A 17130-nucleotide genomic window follows, 5' to 3' on the forward strand; every position below is an offset into this window, starting at 1 on the left:
ATGAGCAGCTACGCCACCCGCCGCACCCAGCTCGAGACCTACTTCGACCGCACCGCGGTCGAAGCGTGGTCGCGGCTCACCTCCGATGCGCCGGTCTCGAAGATCCGCGCCACCGTGCGGGCCGGCCGCGACGCCATGCGGGCGACGCTCCTCGACTGGCTGCCCGCCGACATGACGGGCCTGCGCCTGCTCGACGCGGGCTGCGGCACCGGCGCGCTGAGCGTTGAAGCCGCTCGCCGCGGCGCCACGGTGACGGCCATCGACGTGTCGCCGACGCTGATCGGGCTGGCCCGCGAGCGCCTGCCTGAGATCGCGGGCCCTGGCTCGATCGACTTCCGGGTCGGCGACATGCTCGATCCGTGGCTCGGCCGTTTCGACCACGTCGTCGCGATGGATTCGCTGATCCACTATCAGGCGCCCGACATCGTCCGGGCGCTGGCCGAACTGAGCTTGCGCACCGACGGTAGCGTGGTCTTCACGGTGGCACCCCGCACCGCGCTGCTGACGCTGATGCACGCGGCCGGACAATTCTTCCCGAAGGCCGACCGGGCACCCGCCATCGTCCCGATCACCGAGGGGGCCTTACGCCGCCGGATCGCCCGCGAGCCGGCCCTGGAACGCTTCGCGGTCGGCCGCACCCGGCGCATCAACAGCGGCTTCTATCTCTCGAACGCGATCGAGCTGAGGAACGGCCGGACCTCCCCCGCAGGGGAGCGCCGATGAAAACCGGCCTCGCCCTCACGCAGGCCCTCCTGCGCCTCGGCCCGGCGATCCTTCCCTTCGCCGACGCCGCGACGAAGGAGCTGCCGCTCGGGCGGCTGATGCGACTGTCGCTGTTCCAGGTCACGGTCGGCATGGCCGCCGTGCTGCTGATCGGCACGCTCAACCGCGTCATGATCGTCGAACTGGCGGTCCCGGCCTGGATCGTGGCGGTGATGCTGTCCCTGCCGCTGCTGTTCGCGCCGTTGCGTGCGCTCGTCGGCTTCCGCTCCGACACGCACCGCTCGGTGCTGGGCTGGCGGCGCGTGCCCTATATCTGGTTCGGCACGTTGCTGCAGTTCGGCGGGCTGGCGATCATGCCGTTCGCCCTGCTGATCCTGTCGGGCGACACCACCGGCCCGGCCTGGGTCGGGCATGTCGCCGCCGCGCTCGCCTTCCTGCTGGTCGGCGCCGGCCTCCACACCACGCAGACCGTCGGCCTCGCGCTCGCCACCGATCTCGCCCCCGCGCATGCCCGGCCGAAGGTGGTGGCGCTGCTTTGCGCCATGCTGCTCGTCGGCATGATGGGCAGCGCCCTGCTGTTCGGGCTGGCGCTCGCCAACTTCTCCGCCATCCGGCTGATCCAGGTGATCCAGGGGGCGGCCCTCGTCACCATCGTCCTTAACGGCATCGCCCTGTGGAAGCAGGAGCCGCGCAATGCGGCCCGCACCGCCCGCGACGCCCCGCGCCCGACCTTTTCGGAATCCTGGCATGGTTATGCCGGCGAGCCGACGGCCCGGCGCCGCCTCGTCGCCATCGGGCTCGGCACCGCGGGCTTCTCGATGCAGGACATCCTGCTCGAACCCTATGGCGGGCAGATCCTCAACCTCAGCGTCGGCCAGACCACGGCGCTCACCACCATGCTCGCGGCGGGCGGCGGCCTCGGCCTCGTCGCGGCGGCGCGCTGGCTCGCCCGCGGCGGCGATCCCTACCGCGTCGCCGCGGTCGGCTCGGTCATCGGCATCCTGGCCTTCTCGGCGGTGATCTTCGCAGCCCCCTTGGCCTCCGCTCGGCTGTTCGCCGCAGGCGTGACGCTGATCGGCATCGGCGGCGGGCTGTTCGCCCACGGCACGCTCACGGCCTCCATGGCCAAGGCCGGCCCGGACGATACGGGCTTGGCGCTCGGCGCCTGGGGCGCCGTCCAGGCCACGGCGGCCGGCCTCGCGATCGCGGCGAGCGGCATCCTGCGCGATGTGGGTGCCGCGGTGGCGCAATCGGGCGTGCTCGGCGAGGGCATGAACGAGCCGGCCATCGGCTACCTCATCGTCTACCACGTCGAGATCGCGCTGCTGTTCGCCACCTTGGTGGCGATCGGCCCCCTGGTCCGCATCGATTCCGCGCGCCCGGACAAGGGACGCGCGCGCACCTTCGACCCCCTCGTCAACCGTCCCACCTGATCGGGAGCAGCGCCATGCCCAGAGGCGAGATCACCGGCTATATCGACGTCGCACAGGTGACGCTCTACGCGTTCTTTCTCTTCTTTGCGGGACTGGTGTTCTACCTGCGCCGCGAGGACCGCCGCGAGGGCTACCCTCTCGAGAACGAGGCCGCCGGCCGCCTCAAGGCCTACGACCCGATCCTGCTGCCGACGCCGAAGGCGTTCAAGCTGTCGAGCGGCCACACCATGTATGCGCCGCGCACCGACGTCGCCTACGAGACCGGCATCCCGGCGGCCAAGCGCGAGCCGTGGCCCGGTGCCCCGTATGACCGCACCGACACCTCGCTGCGGGCCGGCGTCGGACCGGGCTCGTGGACGCCGCGCCACGACGAGCACGACCGCACTTGGGACGGCCATTACCGCATCGTGCCGCTGCGCGTCGCCGACAGCTTCGTCGTGCACGAGGACGGACCGAACCCGATCGGCATGTCGGTGCTCGGCGCCGACCGCAACGTCGCCGGCACGGTCGTCGATCTCTGGGTCGATCGCGGCGAGTCGTTCGTGCGCTACTACGAGGTCGAACTCGGCGCGGGCGGGCGCAAGGTGCTGATGCCGTCGACCTTCTGCTCGACCAGCATCTTCACCAAGACGGTCACGACCGAGGCGCTGCTGGCCTCGCAATTCGCCGACATTCCCGACCACAAGGACCCGGATTCGGTGACGCTGCTCGAAGAGGAGCGGGTCATGGCCTATTTCGGCGCCGGCACCCTCTACGCCACGCCGGCCCGCGCGGAGCCGCTGCTGTGAGCGAGTCGGAATTCCTCCCCGAGGGCACCCTGCGCGGGATGCCCGGCCCGTTGCCTGCGGGCGAACGCATCCTGTGGCGCGGCGCCCCGACCTGGCGCGGCGTGCTCACCCAGGTCTTCCACGTCCGCCCGGTGCTGGCGTGGTTTGCCGGCACCGCGACCCTGTTCGGCATCGCCGCTGCCGCGCAGGGCGGGGCGGTGAGCGCGCTCACGGTGGTCGCGCCGACGCTGCTGATCGGCGCGAGCGGCATCGCCCTGCTGACCGTGCTGGCATGGCTCGTCCACCGCACCACCGTCTACACGGTCACCGACCGGCGCGTGGTCATGCATGTCGGCATCGCCCTGCCGATCACGCTCAACCTTCCCCACGCGCGGACGGAGGGAGCGGGCCTGCATCTCTTCGCCGACGGCAGCGGCGACATCCCCCTGCAACTGCCGCCGGGCGAGCGGATCGCCTACCTGCATCTGTGGCCCCACGCCCGGCCCTGGCGCGTGAGCCGCCCCGAGCCGATGCTGCGCTCGGTGCCGGACGCCCGCGCGGTCGCCGAAATCCTGGTCGGAGCGCTGGCCGCCCAGGGGCCGCGCGTCGTCGAAGGTGTCTCCGTCGCGCCGGCCGAGCGTCCGCGCCCCGCCTCGCGGCCGGGTCGCCTCGCCGCCGCCGGCTGACAACGAGGAGTGTGAGCGATGCCGGTCGAACTCCCCGCCCGCCGCCCGTCGAGCCCGCCGCCTCCGCGTCGCTCGCCCCAATCGTACGCTGTGATCGGCATGGGCGTGCTGCTCGGGGTCGTGATGCTCGCGGTGTTCGTCGGTCGCCGGGAGGGCGTCGGCCTCACCGAGCTGCCCCCCGGCCGCCCGGTCGCGAGCCTCGGCTTTCGTGCCGAGGACCGGCCGGACGGCGCGGTCGAGCTGATGGGCGCCGAGGACAACCGGCTCGTCGCCCGCATCAATCCGGGCGAGGGGGGCTTCATGCGCGGCACCCTGCGGGGTCTGGCGCAGGCCCGGCAGCGCGAGGGGTTGGGGCCGGAGCAGCCGTTCACGCTCACACGATTCGACAACGGCACTCTGGCGTTGGAGGATGCGGCCACCGGGCGCCATGTCGCGCTGGAGGCCTTCGGCGCCACCAACGCCGCCGCCTTCGCCCGCCTCCTGCCCGGCTACGAAACGAAATAGGGGAGGGCCGTCCATGACATGGATCGGCAAACGGATCGTCGAGGTGCCCTGCACCGTCGAGATCGAGCAGACGCCCGAGAGCCTGCACGCCCACGTCACGCTGGATGCCGGCTTCGACATCGAGCCCGGCGACGAGGTGCAGGTCCACGACGCACCGACCGAAGTGCCCTACGGCGAGCGCCTCATTGTCCGCCGCACGGCCACCGTCACCCGCGCCGGCCGCCTGGAGCGAGCCTGGACCAAGTTGATCGCCCATCTCGAGCTGACCGAGCTCTACGAGGTGAGCTTTTCCGAACGGAGGACGCTGTGAACGCCAATGTCCAGCCCCAGGCCGGGACCCCGCTCCCGCGCCAGCCGGTCAACGAATCGACCAAGGCCGCCCAGGAGACCACCTTCCTCAGTCCGCGCTTCTACACGACGGATTTCGTCGAACTCGACCGCACCAACGTCGAGCCGGTGCGCAAGGAATGGGACATCCTGATCGAGGAGCTGCGCTCCGACCCGAACAAGCGCCACTTCACCCGCAACGAGGAATTCGATTGCGACCTGTCGCATCTCGATCCCGAATTGCGGAAGGAGTTTTTGGACTTCCTCGTCTCCTCGATCACCGCCGAGTTCTCCGGCTGCGTGCTCTATGCCGAGATGCGCAAGCGCGCCAAGAACAAGGACATCAAGGAGCTGTTCGGCTTCATGAGCCGAGACGAGGCGCGCCACGCCGGCTTCATCAACGACACGCTGAAGGATTTCGGTATCGGCGTCGACCTGGGCTTTCTCACAAAGTCGAAGAAGTACACCTTCTTCAAGCCCAAGTTTATTTTCTACGCGACGTACTTGTCCGAAAAGATCGGGTACGCGCGCTACATCACCATCTATCGCGAGCTGGAACGCAATCCCGACCGGCGCATCCATCCGATCTTCAAGTGGTTCGAGAAGTGGTGCAACGACGAGTTCCGCCACGGCGAGGCCTTCGCGCTCCTGATGCGGGCCGACCCGAAGCTGACCTCGGGCGTCAACCGCTACTGGATCCGCTTCTTCCTGCTCGCCGTCTACGCAACGATGTACGTGCGCGACCATTGCCGCCCGGCGTTCCACAAGGCGCTCGGCGTCGATCCGAGCGAGTACGACTTCAAGGTCTTCCGCATCACGTCTGAGATCTCGAAGCAGACCTTCCCGATCACCCTCGACATCGACGATCCGCGCTTCAAGGCCGGACTCGACCGGCTGCTCGACTGCGCCCGGAAGATCTCGGAGGCGAAGGCGCAAGGCGGCGTCGCGGGTAAGCTGAAGCACGGCGTCCAGTCCCTGCGGGCGGCGGGCATCTTCGCCCGGCTCTACCTGCTGCCGGTGAAAGAACACGCGATGCCCGCCGACATCCGCCTCCAGCCGGTCTGGTAGCGTGGGCGACCTCGCCGCCCCGGCGCTCTACGCCGTCCTGCTGTGGTGGTCCGCCACCGGGCTGGTGCTGGTGCTCCAGCATCGGCCGCGGCCGCACCATGCCCGGCTGATGGTGGCGGCGAGCGTCGGGCTGGCGGGCGCGTTCTGGGGGATCCGGGCGAGCGCGGGCGACCCGTCGGAGACCGGCGCCTATCTCGGCTTCAGCGCCGCCATCGCGGTGTGGGGCTGGCAGGAGATGAGCTACTACATGGGCTTCGTCTCCGGCCCGCGGCCTGCCGCTTGCGCCCCGTCGGTGCGGGGGCTCGACCGGTTCTTCGCGGCGCTCGCCACCAGCCTGTGGCACGAATTCGCGATCCTGGCCGGCGGCTTGGCCATCCTCTGCCTCACCTGGGGCCAGGAGAACCGCATCGCGCTGTGGACCTACGCGCTGCTGACGCTGATGAACGCCTCGGCCCGGCTCAACCTGTTCCTCGGCGTGCGCAACCTGCATGCCGAGTTCCTCCCGGCCCATCTCGGCTACCTCGCCTGCTACCTGTCGCGGCGGCCGATGAACCCGCTGTTCCCGTTCTCGGTGACCCTCGGCACGGCGATCACCGCCCTGCTGATCCAGGGGGCGCTGGCGCCCGACATCGCCGCCGGCCCCGCCACCGGCCTCACCCTTCTGGCGACGCTCAGCGCGCTCGCCACCCTCGAGCACTGGTTCCTGATGCTGCCGTTGCCCTCGGCGGCCCTGTGGAACTGGAGCCTGCCGGGGCGGGCCGCGCCCGCCGCCGACGCGCCGGAGGGCGGCGCCACGCCCCACGATTGACGATTCAGACCTCAGGCGGACGCGAGAGCCGCGGGCATGGGAGGACGGCCATGGACTACGAAGCCTTCTTCGACAGCGAGATCACCGGTCTGCACCGGGAGGGTCGCTACCGGGTCTTCACCGATCTGGAGCGGCAGGCCGGGCGCTTCCCCTACGCCACCCACCATAGCCCCGCGGGCGAGCGCGAGGTGACGGTCTGGTGCTCGAACGACTATCTCGGGATGGGTCAGCATCCGTCCGTGGTGCGCGCCATGCACGAGGCGATCGAGCGCTGCGGCGCCGGCGCGGGCGGCACCCGCAACATCTCCGGCACCAACCACTACCACGTGCTGCTCGAACAGGAGCTGGCCGACCTCCACGGCAAGGAGGCGGCGCTGATCTTCTCCTCCGGCTACGTCTCGAACTGGGCGGCGCTCGGCACGCTCGGCTCGAAGCTGCCCGGCTGCGTGATCTTCTCCGACGAGGGCAACCACGCCTCGATGATCGAGGGCATCCGCTCAAGCCGAGCCGAGCGCCAGATCTTCCGTCACAACGACCCGGAGGACCTGAACCGCAAGCTGTCGCTGATCGAGCCCGGCCGGGCCAAGCTCGTCGCCTTCGAGTCGGTCTATTCCATGGACGGCGACATCGCCCCGATCGACGAGATCTGCGACGTGGCCGAGGCGCACGGCGCGCTGACCTATCTCGACGAGGTCCACGCGGTCGGCCTCTACGGCGCGCGCGGCGGCGGCATCTCCGAGCGGATGGGGCTCGCCCACCGGCTCGACGTGATCGAGGGCACGCTCGGCAAGGCCTTCGCGGTCCACGGCGGCTACATCACCGGGTCGAGCCGCCTGTGCGACTTCGTGCGCAGCTTCGCCTCCGGCTTCATCTTCACCACCTCGCTGCCCCCGGCGGTCGCGGCGGGTGCGGCGGCGAGCATCCGGCACCTCAAGGGCAGCAGCGTCGAGCGTGCCCGGCATCAGGAGCGGGTCGCCCGGGTGCGCCAGGCGCTCGATGCCGCCGGCATCCCGGTGCTGGCCAACCGCAGCCACATCGTCCCGGTGATGGTCGGCGATCCGGTGCTGTGCAAGGCGATCAGCGACAGCCTGCTCGACGAGTTCGGCATCTACGTTCAGCCGATCAACTACCCGACCGTGCCGCGCGGCACCGAGCGCCTGCGCATCACGCCCTCGCCGCTGCACTCCAACGCCGACATCGACCACTTGGTCGATGCCCTGAGCACGATCTGGGGCCGCATCGGCCTGCAGCGTCAGGCGGCCGAGTAGTTTTTCGGGACTTTTTCGAGGATTGAGACGGCGGCCGGGCGATAATCCCGGCCGCATCGCGCCGTGCAGCGCGGGCGCTGCTGCGCCGGCTCCCGCCAACCCGCGCCGTCACATCTTCTTTTCGAGCGCCGCCTTCACCTGCATCAGCTGGTCCCAGACCACGCCGGGGCTGGTGCCCATGGCCTCGAGCCCGGCGGTGACGCCCCAGTAGATTCCGAACAGGATCACCGGCACGAGGATCCAACCCAGGATTTCCTCGCCGCGGTGGCGGGCGCGGCGGCGGCGGCGGCGCTGCTCGCGGGCGGAGGGTTTGGGCTTCGGTGGTGGAGCGGGCGGCGTCGCGACCGGCCTGAGGGGCTCCTCCTGCGCGTCGCTCGTCATGCGTCCCCCATCTTCTCGACCCCGCGGCGCCGACATGGCCGCGAGGCCGCTCATATCCGCAAGGCGGCACGGGAACGCAACCCGTGCCGCCTTGGGATCACACCTTCAGCGGCACCTTCGGCACGGTGCGGACGCCGCCGCCACCATTCGCGGGGCCGCCCTTGCCGCCGTCGCCCTTGGTCGCCTTCTTGCGCGGCGCGGAGCGGGGCTTCGAGCGCTTGTGGCGCTTGGCTGCGTTGGTCACGTCCTTCTCGGGCTTCGGGGTCACCGGGCCGGCTGGGAACTCGAAGCCGAGCGCCCCCTTGCCCTTGGCCAGCACCTTGGCGTCCTCGCCCTCGGGCCGCTGGAGCACGACGCGCACGGCGCCACCATCCTTGAGCTTGCCGAACAGCACCTCGTCGGCCAGCGGCGTCTTGATGGTGGACTGGATCAGGCGGGCCATGGGGCGGGCGCCCATGGCGTCGTCGTAGCCGTTCTCCACCAGCCAGTCGCGCGCCTCGTCGGACAGTTCGATCGTGACGTTGCGGTCGGCGAGCTGCGCCTCGAGTTGCAGGACGAACTTGTCCACAACCTTGGCGACGACCTCCTTCGGCAGGTGACCGAACGAGATGATCGCGTCGAGGCGGTTGCGGAATTCCGGCGCGAACAGCCGGTTGATCGCCTCCACGTCGTCGCCCGTGCGCTTCGTCTGCGTGAAGCCGTAGGCCGAGCGCGCCATGTCGGCGGCGCCCGCATTCGACGTCATGATGATGATGACGTTGCGGAAATCGACCTGCTTGCCGTTGTGGTCGGTCAGCTTCCCGTGATCCATCACCTGCAAGAGGATGTTGAACAGGTCCGGATGCGCCTTTTCGATCTCGTCGAGCAGGAGCACGCAGTGGGGATGCTGGTCGATCCCATCGGTGAGCAGGCCGCCCTGGTCGAAGCCGACATAGCCGGGGGGCGCACCGATCAGCCGCGAGACCGTGTGGCGCTCCATGTACTCGGACATGTCGAACCGCAGCATCTCGACGCCGAGCGAGGAGGCGAGTTGCTTGGCCGCTTCCGTCTTGCCGACGCCGGTCGGGCCCGCGAACAGGTAGGCACCGATCGGCTTGTCGGGATCGCGTAGCCCTGCGCGGGCCAGCTTGATCGCCGAGGTCAGCGCCTCGATGGCGTTGGTCTGGCCGTAGACGACGCGCTTCAGGTTCTCGGTCAGGTTCTTGAGCACCACCGCGTCGTCCTTCGACACGGTCTTCGGGGGAATCCGCGCCATCGTCGCGATGGTCGCCTCGATCTCCTTGACGCCGATGGTGCGCTTGCGGCGCGCCTCCGGCACCAGCATCTGCGAGGCGCCGGTCTCGTCGATCACGTCGATCGCCTTGTCGGGGAGCTTGCGGTCGTTGATGTAGCGCGCCGACAGCTCGACCGCGGCCTTCACTGCATCGGTCGTATACTTGAGCTTGTGGAACTCCTCGAAGTACGGCTTGAGCCCCTTGAGGATCTCGATGGTGTCCGGCACCGACGGCTCGTTGACGTCGATCTTCTGGAACCGGCGCACCAGGGCGCGGTCCTTCTCGAAGTACTGGCGGTACTCCTTGTAGGTGGTCGAGCCGATGCAGCGGAGGCTACCGGAGGCGAGCGCGGGCTTCAGGAGGTTCGAGGCGTCCATCGCGCCGCCCGACGTGGCGCCCGCACCGATCACGGTGTGAATCTCGTCGATGAACATGATGGCGTTGGGGTGCGCCTCGATCTCCTTCATCACCTGCTTGAGGCGCTCCTCGAAGTCGCCGCGGTAGCGGGTGCCGGCCAAGAGCGTGCCCATGTCGAGGGAGAAGACCGTGGCGTCCGCCAGGACTTCGGGCACCTCGTTCTGGATGATCTTTCGCGCGAGGCCTTCCGCGATCGCGGTCTTGCCGACGCCGGGGTCGCCCACCAGCAGCGGGTTGTTCTTCTGGCGGCGGCACAGCACCTGGATCGTGCGCTCGACCTCCGAGTGGCGGCCGATCAGCGGGTCGATCTTGCCGTCCTTCGCCTTCTTGTTGAGGTTGACGCAGTAGGCGTCCAGCGCGTCGCCCTTCTTCTTCGGGCGCGCCTCGCCGTCGTCGCCGCCGCTCGGGCGCTCGGACGGGCCCTCCTCCTCGGCGCCGCGCACGGGCTTGGCCTCGGAGGCGCCGGGGCGCTTGGCGATGCCGTGGCTGATGTAGTTCACGGCGTCGTAGCGCGTCATGTCCTGCTCCTGCAGGAAATACGCGGCGTGGCTTTCGCGCTCGGCGAAGATCGCGACCAGCACGTTGGCGCCGGTCACCTCCTCGCGGCCCGACGACTGCACGTGGATCACCGCGCGCTGGATCACCCGCTGGAAGCCGGCCGTGGGCTTGGCGTCCTGGCGACCGTCACCGGTGAGGTTCGACAGTTCGGTGTCGACGTATTCGACGAGGTTGCGGCGCAGCACGTCGAGTTCGACGTTGCAGGCCCGCATCACAGCGGCGGCGTCCTGATCGTCCACCAGGGCGAGCAGGAGATGTTCGAGGGTGGCGTATTCGTGGCGGCGCTCGCCGGCCAGCGCGAGGGCGCGGTGGAGGGCTTGCTCGAGGCTACGTGAGAAGCTGGGCAATGCTCTGGCCTTCGCTGGATGCCTATTTCTTTTCCATAACGCACTGAAGCGGGTGTTGGTGCTTGCGGGCGAAATCCATCACCTGCGTCACCTTCGTCTCCGCCACTTCGTAGGTGAACACGCCGCACTCCCCCACACCGTTCTGGTGGACGTGCATCATGATCTGGTAGGCGTCGTCGTGGCTCTTGTTGAAGAACCGCTCGACCACGTGAACGACGAACTCCATCGGGGTGTAGTCGTCGTTCAGCAGTAGCACGCGGTACAGGCTCGGCCGTTTCGCCCGCGGCTTGGTGCGGGTGATGATGGCGGTGCCGGACCGGTCGTCGTCGCCCGGCCCGCGCGGGGTCGAGGCCGCGACGACGGGCCGGAGCCCCCGCTCCGCCCGCGATGCCGCGCCCTCCTGGATCGACGTAAGAGTCATCTGAATCGCAGCGACCTTGTTGGCGGTCTTTTCGTGCCCGCCCCCGACGGGAGCGGCGCCCTTACCAGGCAATCTATAGGCCGGAAAACGAGTGCGCCAGTGAGGTGCGTGAAACTGTCCGTGCCTGGGAATGACGATTGCGCCGCGCGTGATTTTAGGAGGTGGGCCGATGGCGAGCGGACGAACGATCGAAACCGAGGTCGGCCGCGACCTGCGCGCGGTGGCGGCGGATGTCGCCGAGGCCCGGAAGGCGGCGCAGGACGGCCAAGCGGTCGCGGGTGACGGCCGCATCGTCGTCCGGGATCGGTCGGCTCTCTACGCAGTCATGACCCCGAAGCGCTCCGAGCTGCTGCGCCATCTCCGGCGCACGCCCGAGAGCGGGGTTCGCGCGCCGGCACGCGCCCTGAACCGCGATGTGCGGCGCGTCCACGAGGATGTGACGACGTTGGCCGAACTCGGCCTCGTGCTGCGCGGCGAGGGCGGGCGCCTGTCGCGTGAGATCGATGCGATCACCTCGACCATCCGGATCGCCGCCTGAATCCGGGCGCTCCGAACGCCTTCACTTCCGCTTCGAGCGCCTGACGGAAGGGGTCGATCGCGTCGAGAATGACGAGGCTTGAGGCAGGGCCGGTAAAGGCCTCAAGGGCCCAAATCTCGATCAGCTTGACCATGCGAGGGGCTGCTTTCGACCCATTGCGGACCCTCGGGAGGTCAGCTTGCGGGCCGCCTGAGCGTAGGCGCGGCTGAACGCCTAGCCGTCGCGAGGGGAGGTGCAGCGGATCCTCGACCCGGACCACCGCACACCCTCATGACGCTCATCGTTCTCGGCGCCTCCGGGATGCTCGGGGCGAGTGGCCTACACGAGGCCCTGGCCGCCCCGGAGGTCGAGGCCGTGCTCGGCATCTGCGGGGTCGGCGCCGCGGCGGCGAACGCCGTCCACAACGCCACCGACATCCGCGTGCGCGATTACCCGATCACCTTGAACAAGCTTCTCGACCGGATGCCGGAGGCGGCATGAGGCGAGGCGAAGGAGGCCACGCGATGCGTCTGAAGATCATCTGCCACAGGGTGACGTCCATCGACGGCAAGCTGCATCCGAGCCGATTCACCGTGCCGGCCGCCGGCGTCGACGCCGCACGGCTCCGCAAGCACTACGACGAGGTCTCGCCCCGGCTCGGCGCACACGGCTGGATGTGCGGGCGTGTGACCATGTAGGACATCTCGAAAGGCAAGGCACGGACGGCGGCCGGCCCGGGCGTCTCCTCGCGCGACCCGTTCGTCGGCGACCGCCGGGACCGGGACCTCGCGGTCGCCATCGACCCGAACGGCAAGGTCCATTACGGGCAGGATCACCTGCATGGGGACCATGCCGTCGCCGTGCTGTCGGAGGCGGTGCCCGACGCCTACCTCACTGAATTGCGGAAGGACGGCGTATCCTATGTGCTCGCCGGCCCGGACGGACGGGACCTCGCCAAGGCCCTGATGCGCTCGGCGAGACGTTCGGCATGGAGACCCTCGTGCTGGAGGGCGGGGCAGCCATTAACGGCGCTTTCCTGAAGGCCGGGCTGATCGACGAAATCAGCGTGCTTATCCAGCCGGCCGTTGACGGCCTCGCCGGCGTGCAGAGCATCTTCGAGTACCAGGGCGGGCCCGACGAGCGCCCAGGGGCAGGGCAGGCGCTCCGCCACATCTGCGGAATTAGGTAGCAAGCTCACCTGCACCTAACGGGCTAGCCTCGCGAAGTCGTGACCAGCTCTCGCAAATCAAGATATGATATGCAGCCGGCATGAAGGTCGCTGCCGCATACTTCCGTGAAAAGGCCAAACTGTTCCAGCAGCTGGCGGATACCTTCATTGGACAGCACGATCAAATCGCTAATCAGCTCCGCGCCATAGCCGACGAGTTTGAGGCGAATGCGAGCGCTCTGGAAACGCGCATCGTGCGGGAGGCAGCGCATCTGTCCCGCGACGAAGACGGGCCTCAGTTTCATTGAGCCCTGTTCGACTCGGTTAGCACCGCGTCGGCGGGTCCCAACGGATCGCCTTCCCCCCTCGGCGCATATAGGTCGGCCCCTCCGACGCCCGCGAGTACAGCACCAGCACCGACACGAGCGACACCATCAGCATCGCGGCCAGAAAAATCTCAAACGTCATGATGCCTACCCCCTACCGGGCTTTGCCGGCTTGGGGCAATTATTACTGTAGCTGTGTCCGATGCAAGCTTGGCCGCTATGCGGGTGCGTCCGGCTCACACAGTGGATTGCGGATAGGGTTTATGCGGGCGGCTGTGGCGCTTACTGCATAAAATCGTAGCCCTGTGCCAGCTCTTTGACCAGCTCCGGTCCATCGAATGGCTTTATGATGAATCGAGACTGCGTAAAACGGTCGGGCATTATATCAATATCATATCCAGTAGCGAAACAAAGCGGAACCCTGCGCCATTGTAATTTGTCTGCAAGTTCAAATGACGACTTGCCCTTGACGTTTATGTCGAGCACTGCAATATCTACCTTAGCACATACACTACTTTAAACTGCCTCTCTCAGATCAGAGAACGGACCAATAAATATTACACCAGCCATTTCGACTGCGGATTGCATTTCTTGAGCGACAAAACACTCATCCTCCACTATAGGATGCGTCTATCCTGTAAGGTTTTACTGTTCCTAATGGCAAAATCCTATTAACTGATAGATGCCTATGGGGTAGCTCTCGATAGCCTACCCGTCGATAACGTAGATCACGGGACCGTGATGGAGTGCGCGACGTGGTGTATGCGCAAACTGCAATACCTCTGGCATTCTTAGGCCAGCGAAGCGCTTGTATCCCACCTTCCAATAAATGTCAGGGTTGCTGTGTAAAGGACTCGTCCATCTTCGCCCATAAGGGTGGCCTTGTAATGCTGTGGCTCGCCGTCCGGAAGCTCAGTGTCGGCAAGACCCGGCAAGGCTTGGATAGTTGCCAGTCGGGCCTCGGCGTTATCGCGATACGTCTCTCCGTAGTCATCACGGCAAGTATCGCAACATTTGATCGTGTCTATGTAAAATATTGGCATTTTCTTGCTTGGGATGCGCAAACGATAGGCATCGAATACGCAGCCTGACGCCGTTTTGCGCAATAACTTATGTTTAGGGCCCTACCTCTGCCGAACCCGTCCCCCAGCGAGAGCGGTCGCGCTCACGGGTAGGGCTTGGTGGAGATGCTGCATAAGACCGGATTGGCGCGTCTCCGCGCTGGATGATCCGCGAGATATGCCAAGCGCAAGGCGTGCGCGTGTTCTCGTCGAACTACACCCTCTGCGGGGACATGAGCGCACGCATCAATGCGATCTATCGCGATGCCACGCCCGAGGTGGAGGTCTACTCGATCGACGAGAGCTTCCTCGATCTCACCGCCTACACTCGCCGCGACCGCGTCGCCCTCGCCCGGGATATCCGAGCGACGGTGCGGGCCTGGACCGGCATCCCGACCTGCGTCGGCCTCGGGCCGACCAAGACGCTCGCTAAGCTCGCCAACCACATCGCCAAGAGCGTGCCCGAACTCGACGGGGTCTGCGATCTCACCGACCCAGCCGCCTACGAGCATTGGCTCTGCCGCATCCATGTCGGCGAGCTGTGGGGCGTCGGCCGGGCGTCGCTCGCCAAGCTCGAAGCGCTCGGTATCGACATGGTGGCGGACCTTCGCGACATCGACCCGCGGCCGGTGCGCAAGGCGCTCACCGTGGTGGGCGAGCGGATGATCCACGAGTTGCGCGGTGTGTCCTGCCTCGGACTCGACCTCGTGCCGGCGCGGCGCAAGGGCTGCGCGGTGACGCGCTCGTTCTCCGGCCGGGTGACGGAGCGGGCTGAGCTGGAGCATGCCGTCGCCGCGCACGCGATGCGGCTCGGCGAAAAGCTACGGCGGGAGGGGCTGGCGACCTCTCACGTGACAGTCTTCTACCACACGAGCGAGCACGACCGCGGCGAGCCGATGCGCTCGGTCTCGACGGTGGTGACGCTGCCGGAGGCGACCAACGACACGCTGGCGCTGATCCCGGCGGCGCTGCACGGCGTAGCGCGGACGTGGCGCGAGCAGGGTAGCCCGCCCTGGCGCTACTCGAAGGCCGGCATCGTCACGACCGACCTCGTGCCCTGGCGGGCTCGCAACGGGCACTGATCGGTCAACTCGACCGCGAGCGCTCGGCGAGCCTAATGGGCGCGCTCGACGCCTGTAACGCGCGCTGGGGCCGGGGCGCGGTGGCGCCGGCGCGCGCCGGTCTGGAGCGGCAGCGGCGCGGCTGGGCGACGAAGTTCGAGATGCGGACGCCGCGCTACACCACACGGGTAGACGAGTTGCCGACGGCTCGGGCGTGAGGGTCCCCGACGCAACCTGAGCCAATCGGGTCGCGGTGGGACGATCTGTTTCCGGTTCAGGCCCGGCGGTGTTCCGCCAGACTGACCACACCGGCCGTCTCACCGGGCGCAACCCAACGGTCCAGCGCCGGCCCGGTCAGCGTCACCCGCAGGAAGAACGAGCCCTTGCAGCCCGCCCAAAAGTCGGCGGGGAGCAGCGCCGAGCCGTCGGTCCAGCGAACGCCGCCGTCGAACGCGTGGAAGCCATCATCCAGGCGCGGGTCGTCGAGGGCGACCGTGCGGGCGCCGGTCAGGCCGTCGTCGATCGTCAGTCCGGCGAGCGGCAGGCCGAGGCGGCGCGCGTCGGTCGAGCCCGGCACGACGTGAGCCGGCACGCTCGTTTCAGAGACGAGACGCACATCGCGGGCGTCGGCCGGGACGACGAAGCGAGCCGTGAGACCCTGAACGTCCGGGCGGATCGTGCGGCCGTCGGCGACGAGGTGCAGCCCGGCGAACGTCTCCTCGACCCTGCGCCAGCCAAGGTCTTCCGCGCGCACGGCGAGCCGGGCGCGCACCAGATCGACCAGCGGGCCGGTCTCGTGGAACGGGCGGCAGAATGGCAGCGGACCTTCCGGTCGGGCGTCGGGGACGGTCAACAGGTCAGGCGCCTCGGCGTTGGCGAAGAAGCGGCGGTTGCCACAGTCGAGGTAGCTCTCGGCCGGCAGCCCTTCGGCGAGCAGGATGTCGTGGCTGGCGAGTTCGAGGTGCCAGTAGGTGACGGTCTCCACGTCCACCTGATTGATCGTGGTCCCGTTGATGAGGCGGCAGGCCGGGATCAGCATCTCGCCGAGGACATCGACGCAGACGGCGTGAGCGGGGGAGACGTACAGATCGCGGGTCGGTCGGGACTCGCCGAAGGCGTTGGCCGCGATGCGTACCGGCATGGCGTCGATGCGTCCGCGGCAAGCCATGGTGCGGTGGCCGATCCAGCGGATCGGACGGTGCTCGCCAGCAGCCGTGACGATGCGATCACCGGCCGACAACGACTCTATCGGGCGATCGCCCTCGGGGGTGCGGATCAGAGTTCCAGAGGAATAGCAAACTGCATCATAAGTCTGCCGCTGAAGGGTTACGGTATCATTCAGTGCGTACGAATTATTTGAGTAAAGGTAGTAATTTCCTGAGCTTTTGGCAAATATTCCCTGATTGTTGCTCAGCCTCCCAAGGTATGAATAAGCCTCTTGGAACGAGCCTACACGAAATGTATCATTCTCTATGTCGCCGAGACGTGTCAGGTTATCGCCAGCCCCGTCTGAAAATTCTGTAATTTGGTATCTATTATCAAATTTTTCGACGACCCTATACTGACTGTTGCCTATCGAGATTAGGCGATGGCCTTCGAGCGGTGCAGTCGATGGGGCGGGTCCAGATGACATATTATTTATTCTCTGCCCTACAACATTCGGTGTCTAATGTTCGTCCGCACGATCAGAACGGAGGTTGCGAATGCCTATCACGCGACACTCCGGGAGGCCGTTATAAATCCATCGCAGACCTCACGAAGAGTGGAGCTTCGAAGTTTTAACAGTTGGGCGTGACTACTATGCAACCATGAATGCACGCTAGGTTTGCACTGCCAGAGCCTTGCGACTAATAAGGCCGGGTTCAGCGCGCTTCCGCACCCCCACCACGCCCCTGCAGCAGCGACCGAAGCACCGCATCGGCCATGGGCGTCTCGGCGCGGCGCGCGACGAGCCGGCGAGTCCGTTCGACGCTGTTGGGGGCGGACAAGATGTCCGCGAGCGTCGCGTTGTTGCG

21 protein-coding genes and 1 pseudogene are annotated in these 17130 nt (G+C 67.4%); 15 read left to right on the forward strand and 7 right to left on the reverse strand.

Annotated features, from left to right (window positions below):
* The 9 genes from bchM to hemA are packed head-to-tail and all read left to right on the forward strand — an operon-like array spanning position 1 to position 7584.
* Positions 1–723, forward strand: a complete 723-nt coding sequence (gene bchM, locus ASG52_RS25610; RefSeq protein WP_056249812.1) for a magnesium protoporphyrin IX methyltransferase — start codon at positions 1–3, stop codon at positions 721–723.
* Positions 720–2156: a BCD family MFS transporter gene (locus tag ASG52_RS25615; RefSeq protein ID WP_056249815.1), complete on the forward strand. Its 1437-nt coding sequence runs from the start codon at positions 720–722 to the stop codon at positions 2154–2156. The genes bchM and ASG52_RS25615 overlap by 4 nt, the downstream gene beginning before the upstream one ends.
* A gap of 14 nt (positions 2157–2170) precedes the next feature.
* Positions 2171–2944: a photosynthetic reaction center subunit H gene (gene puhA, locus ASG52_RS25620; RefSeq protein WP_056249818.1), complete on the forward strand. Its 774-nt coding sequence runs from the start codon at positions 2171–2173 to the stop codon at positions 2942–2944.
* Entirely contained in the window at positions 2941–3609 is a 669-nt protein-coding gene (gene puhB / locus ASG52_RS25625) for a photosynthetic complex putative assembly protein PuhB (RefSeq protein ID WP_056249821.1), read from the forward strand. Before puhA ends, puhB begins: the two co-directional genes overlap by 4 nt.
* Positions 3610–3627: 18 nt before the next feature.
* Positions 3628–4113 carry a photosynthetic complex assembly protein PuhC gene (puhC, locus tag ASG52_RS25630; RefSeq protein WP_056249825.1) on the forward strand — a complete coding sequence of 162 codons (486 nt, stop codon included), beginning with the start codon at positions 3628–3630 and terminating at the stop codon, positions 4111–4113.
* Positions 4114–4126: 13 nt separating this feature from the next.
* Positions 4127–4423, forward strand: a complete 297-nt coding sequence (locus tag ASG52_RS25635; protein WP_056249827.1) for an O2-dependent cyclase accessory protein — start codon at positions 4127–4129, stop codon at positions 4421–4423.
* Positions 4420–5508: a magnesium-protoporphyrin IX monomethyl ester (oxidative) cyclase gene (acsF, locus tag ASG52_RS25640; protein ID WP_056249830.1), complete on the forward strand. Its 1089-nt coding sequence runs from the start codon at positions 4420–4422 to the stop codon at positions 5506–5508. The genes ASG52_RS25635 and acsF overlap by 4 nt, the downstream gene beginning before the upstream one ends.
* Position 5509: 1 nt before the next feature.
* On the forward strand, positions 5510–6316 hold the full coding sequence (puhE, locus tag ASG52_RS25645) for a putative photosynthetic complex assembly protein PuhE (RefSeq protein WP_056249832.1): 807 nt from the start codon (positions 5510–5512) through the stop codon (positions 6314–6316).
* A gap of 50 nt (positions 6317–6366) precedes the next feature.
* Positions 6367–7584, forward strand: a complete 1218-nt coding sequence (hemA, locus tag ASG52_RS25650) for a 5-aminolevulinate synthase (RefSeq protein WP_056249835.1) — start codon at positions 6367–6369, stop codon at positions 7582–7584.
* A gap of 108 nt (positions 7585–7692) precedes the next feature.
* On the opposite strand, the gene ASG52_RS25655 is transcribed toward hemA, so the two are convergent.
* The 3 genes from ASG52_RS25655 to clpS form a co-directional block, all read right to left on the reverse strand.
* A complete protein-coding gene (locus ASG52_RS25655) occupies positions 7693–7965 on the reverse strand; it encodes a hypothetical protein (RefSeq protein ID WP_056249837.1) in 273 nt (90 codons plus the stop codon).
* 97 nt (positions 7966–8062) lie between these two features.
* Positions 8063–10561 (reverse strand): ATP-dependent Clp protease ATP-binding subunit ClpA, encoded by a 2499-nt coding sequence (gene clpA, locus ASG52_RS25660; protein ID WP_056249841.1) that lies wholly within the window; start codon positions 10559–10561, stop codon positions 8063–8065.
* A 22-nt stretch (positions 10562–10583) separates the two neighbouring features.
* Positions 10584–10982, reverse strand: a complete 399-nt coding sequence (gene clpS / locus ASG52_RS25665) for an ATP-dependent Clp protease adapter ClpS (protein ID WP_056249844.1) — start codon at positions 10980–10982, stop codon at positions 10584–10586.
* 169 nt (positions 10983–11151) lie between these two features.
* On the opposite strand from clpS, the gene ASG52_RS25670 reads away from it, so the two are divergent.
* Positions 11152–11520, forward strand: a complete 369-nt coding sequence (locus ASG52_RS25670) for an HVO_A0114 family putative DNA-binding protein (RefSeq protein WP_056249847.1) — start codon at positions 11152–11154, stop codon at positions 11518–11520.
* Here the strand turns inward: ASG52_RS25670 and ASG52_RS28110 are convergent.
* Entirely contained in the window at positions 11492–11653 is a 162-nt protein-coding gene (locus ASG52_RS28110) for a hypothetical protein (protein ID WP_210170421.1), read from the reverse strand. The genes ASG52_RS25670 and ASG52_RS28110 overlap by 29 nt on opposite strands.
* A 137-nt stretch (positions 11654–11790) precedes the next feature.
* Here ASG52_RS28110 and ASG52_RS25675 point away from each other — a divergent pair, with 137 nt between their 5' ends.
* The 4 genes from ASG52_RS25675 to ASG52_RS25685 all read left to right on the forward strand — a co-directional run bounded on the left by ASG52_RS25675 (position 11791) and on the right by ASG52_RS25685 (position 12975).
* Complete coding sequence (locus tag ASG52_RS25675; protein WP_082552732.1) at positions 11791–12000, forward strand: hypothetical protein; 210 nt, start codon at positions 11791–11793, stop codon at positions 11998–12000.
* A 23-nt stretch (positions 12001–12023) separates the two neighbouring features.
* Positions 12024–12197, forward strand: coding sequence for a hypothetical protein (locus ASG52_RS28575; RefSeq protein WP_286159169.1), 174 nt, complete (start codon positions 12024–12026; stop codon positions 12195–12197).
* A 290-nt stretch (positions 12198–12487) separates the two neighbouring features.
* The gene (locus tag ASG52_RS28580; protein ID WP_286159170.1) at positions 12488–12688 is read left to right on the forward strand and encodes a dihydrofolate reductase family protein; all 201 of its coding nucleotides are present in this window, start codon (positions 12488–12490) and stop codon (positions 12686–12688) included.
* Between the two features lie 80 nt (positions 12689–12768).
* Positions 12769–12975: a hypothetical protein gene (locus tag ASG52_RS25685; protein WP_056249850.1), complete on the forward strand. Its 207-nt coding sequence runs from the start codon at positions 12769–12771 to the stop codon at positions 12973–12975.
* Between the two features lie 16 nt (positions 12976–12991).
* On the opposite strand, the gene ASG52_RS27565 is transcribed toward ASG52_RS25685, so the two are convergent.
* Both ASG52_RS27565 and ASG52_RS28835 read right to left on the reverse strand, forming a co-directional pair.
* The gene (locus ASG52_RS27565; RefSeq protein WP_156384118.1) at positions 12992–13135 is read right to left on the reverse strand and encodes a hypothetical protein; all 144 of its coding nucleotides are present in this window, start codon (positions 13133–13135) and stop codon (positions 12992–12994) included.
* Positions 13136–13784: 649 nt separating this feature from the next.
* On the reverse strand, positions 13785–14036 hold the full coding sequence (locus tag ASG52_RS28835) for a DUF6894 family protein (protein ID WP_502691114.1): 252 nt from the start codon (positions 14034–14036) through the stop codon (positions 13785–13787).
* Positions 14037–14221: 185 nt separating this feature from the next.
* On the opposite strand from ASG52_RS28835, the pseudogene ASG52_RS28585 reads away from it, so the two are divergent.
* Positions 14222–15333: pseudogene (locus tag ASG52_RS28585) on the forward strand (Y-family DNA polymerase); the annotation flags it as partial.
* Between the two features lie 56 nt (positions 15334–15389).
* On the opposite strand, the gene ASG52_RS25695 reads toward ASG52_RS28585, so the two are convergent.
* Positions 15390–16748 (reverse strand): Hint domain-containing protein, encoded by a 1359-nt coding sequence (locus ASG52_RS25695; RefSeq protein WP_082552733.1) that lies wholly within the window; start codon positions 16746–16748, stop codon positions 15390–15392.
* Positions 16749–17130: the final 382 nt, after the last annotated feature.

Origin of the sequence: Methylobacterium sp. Leaf456, from assembly GCF_001425465.1 — a bacterium.
Taxonomy (GTDB): domain Bacteria; phylum Pseudomonadota; class Alphaproteobacteria; order Rhizobiales; family Beijerinckiaceae; genus Methylobacterium.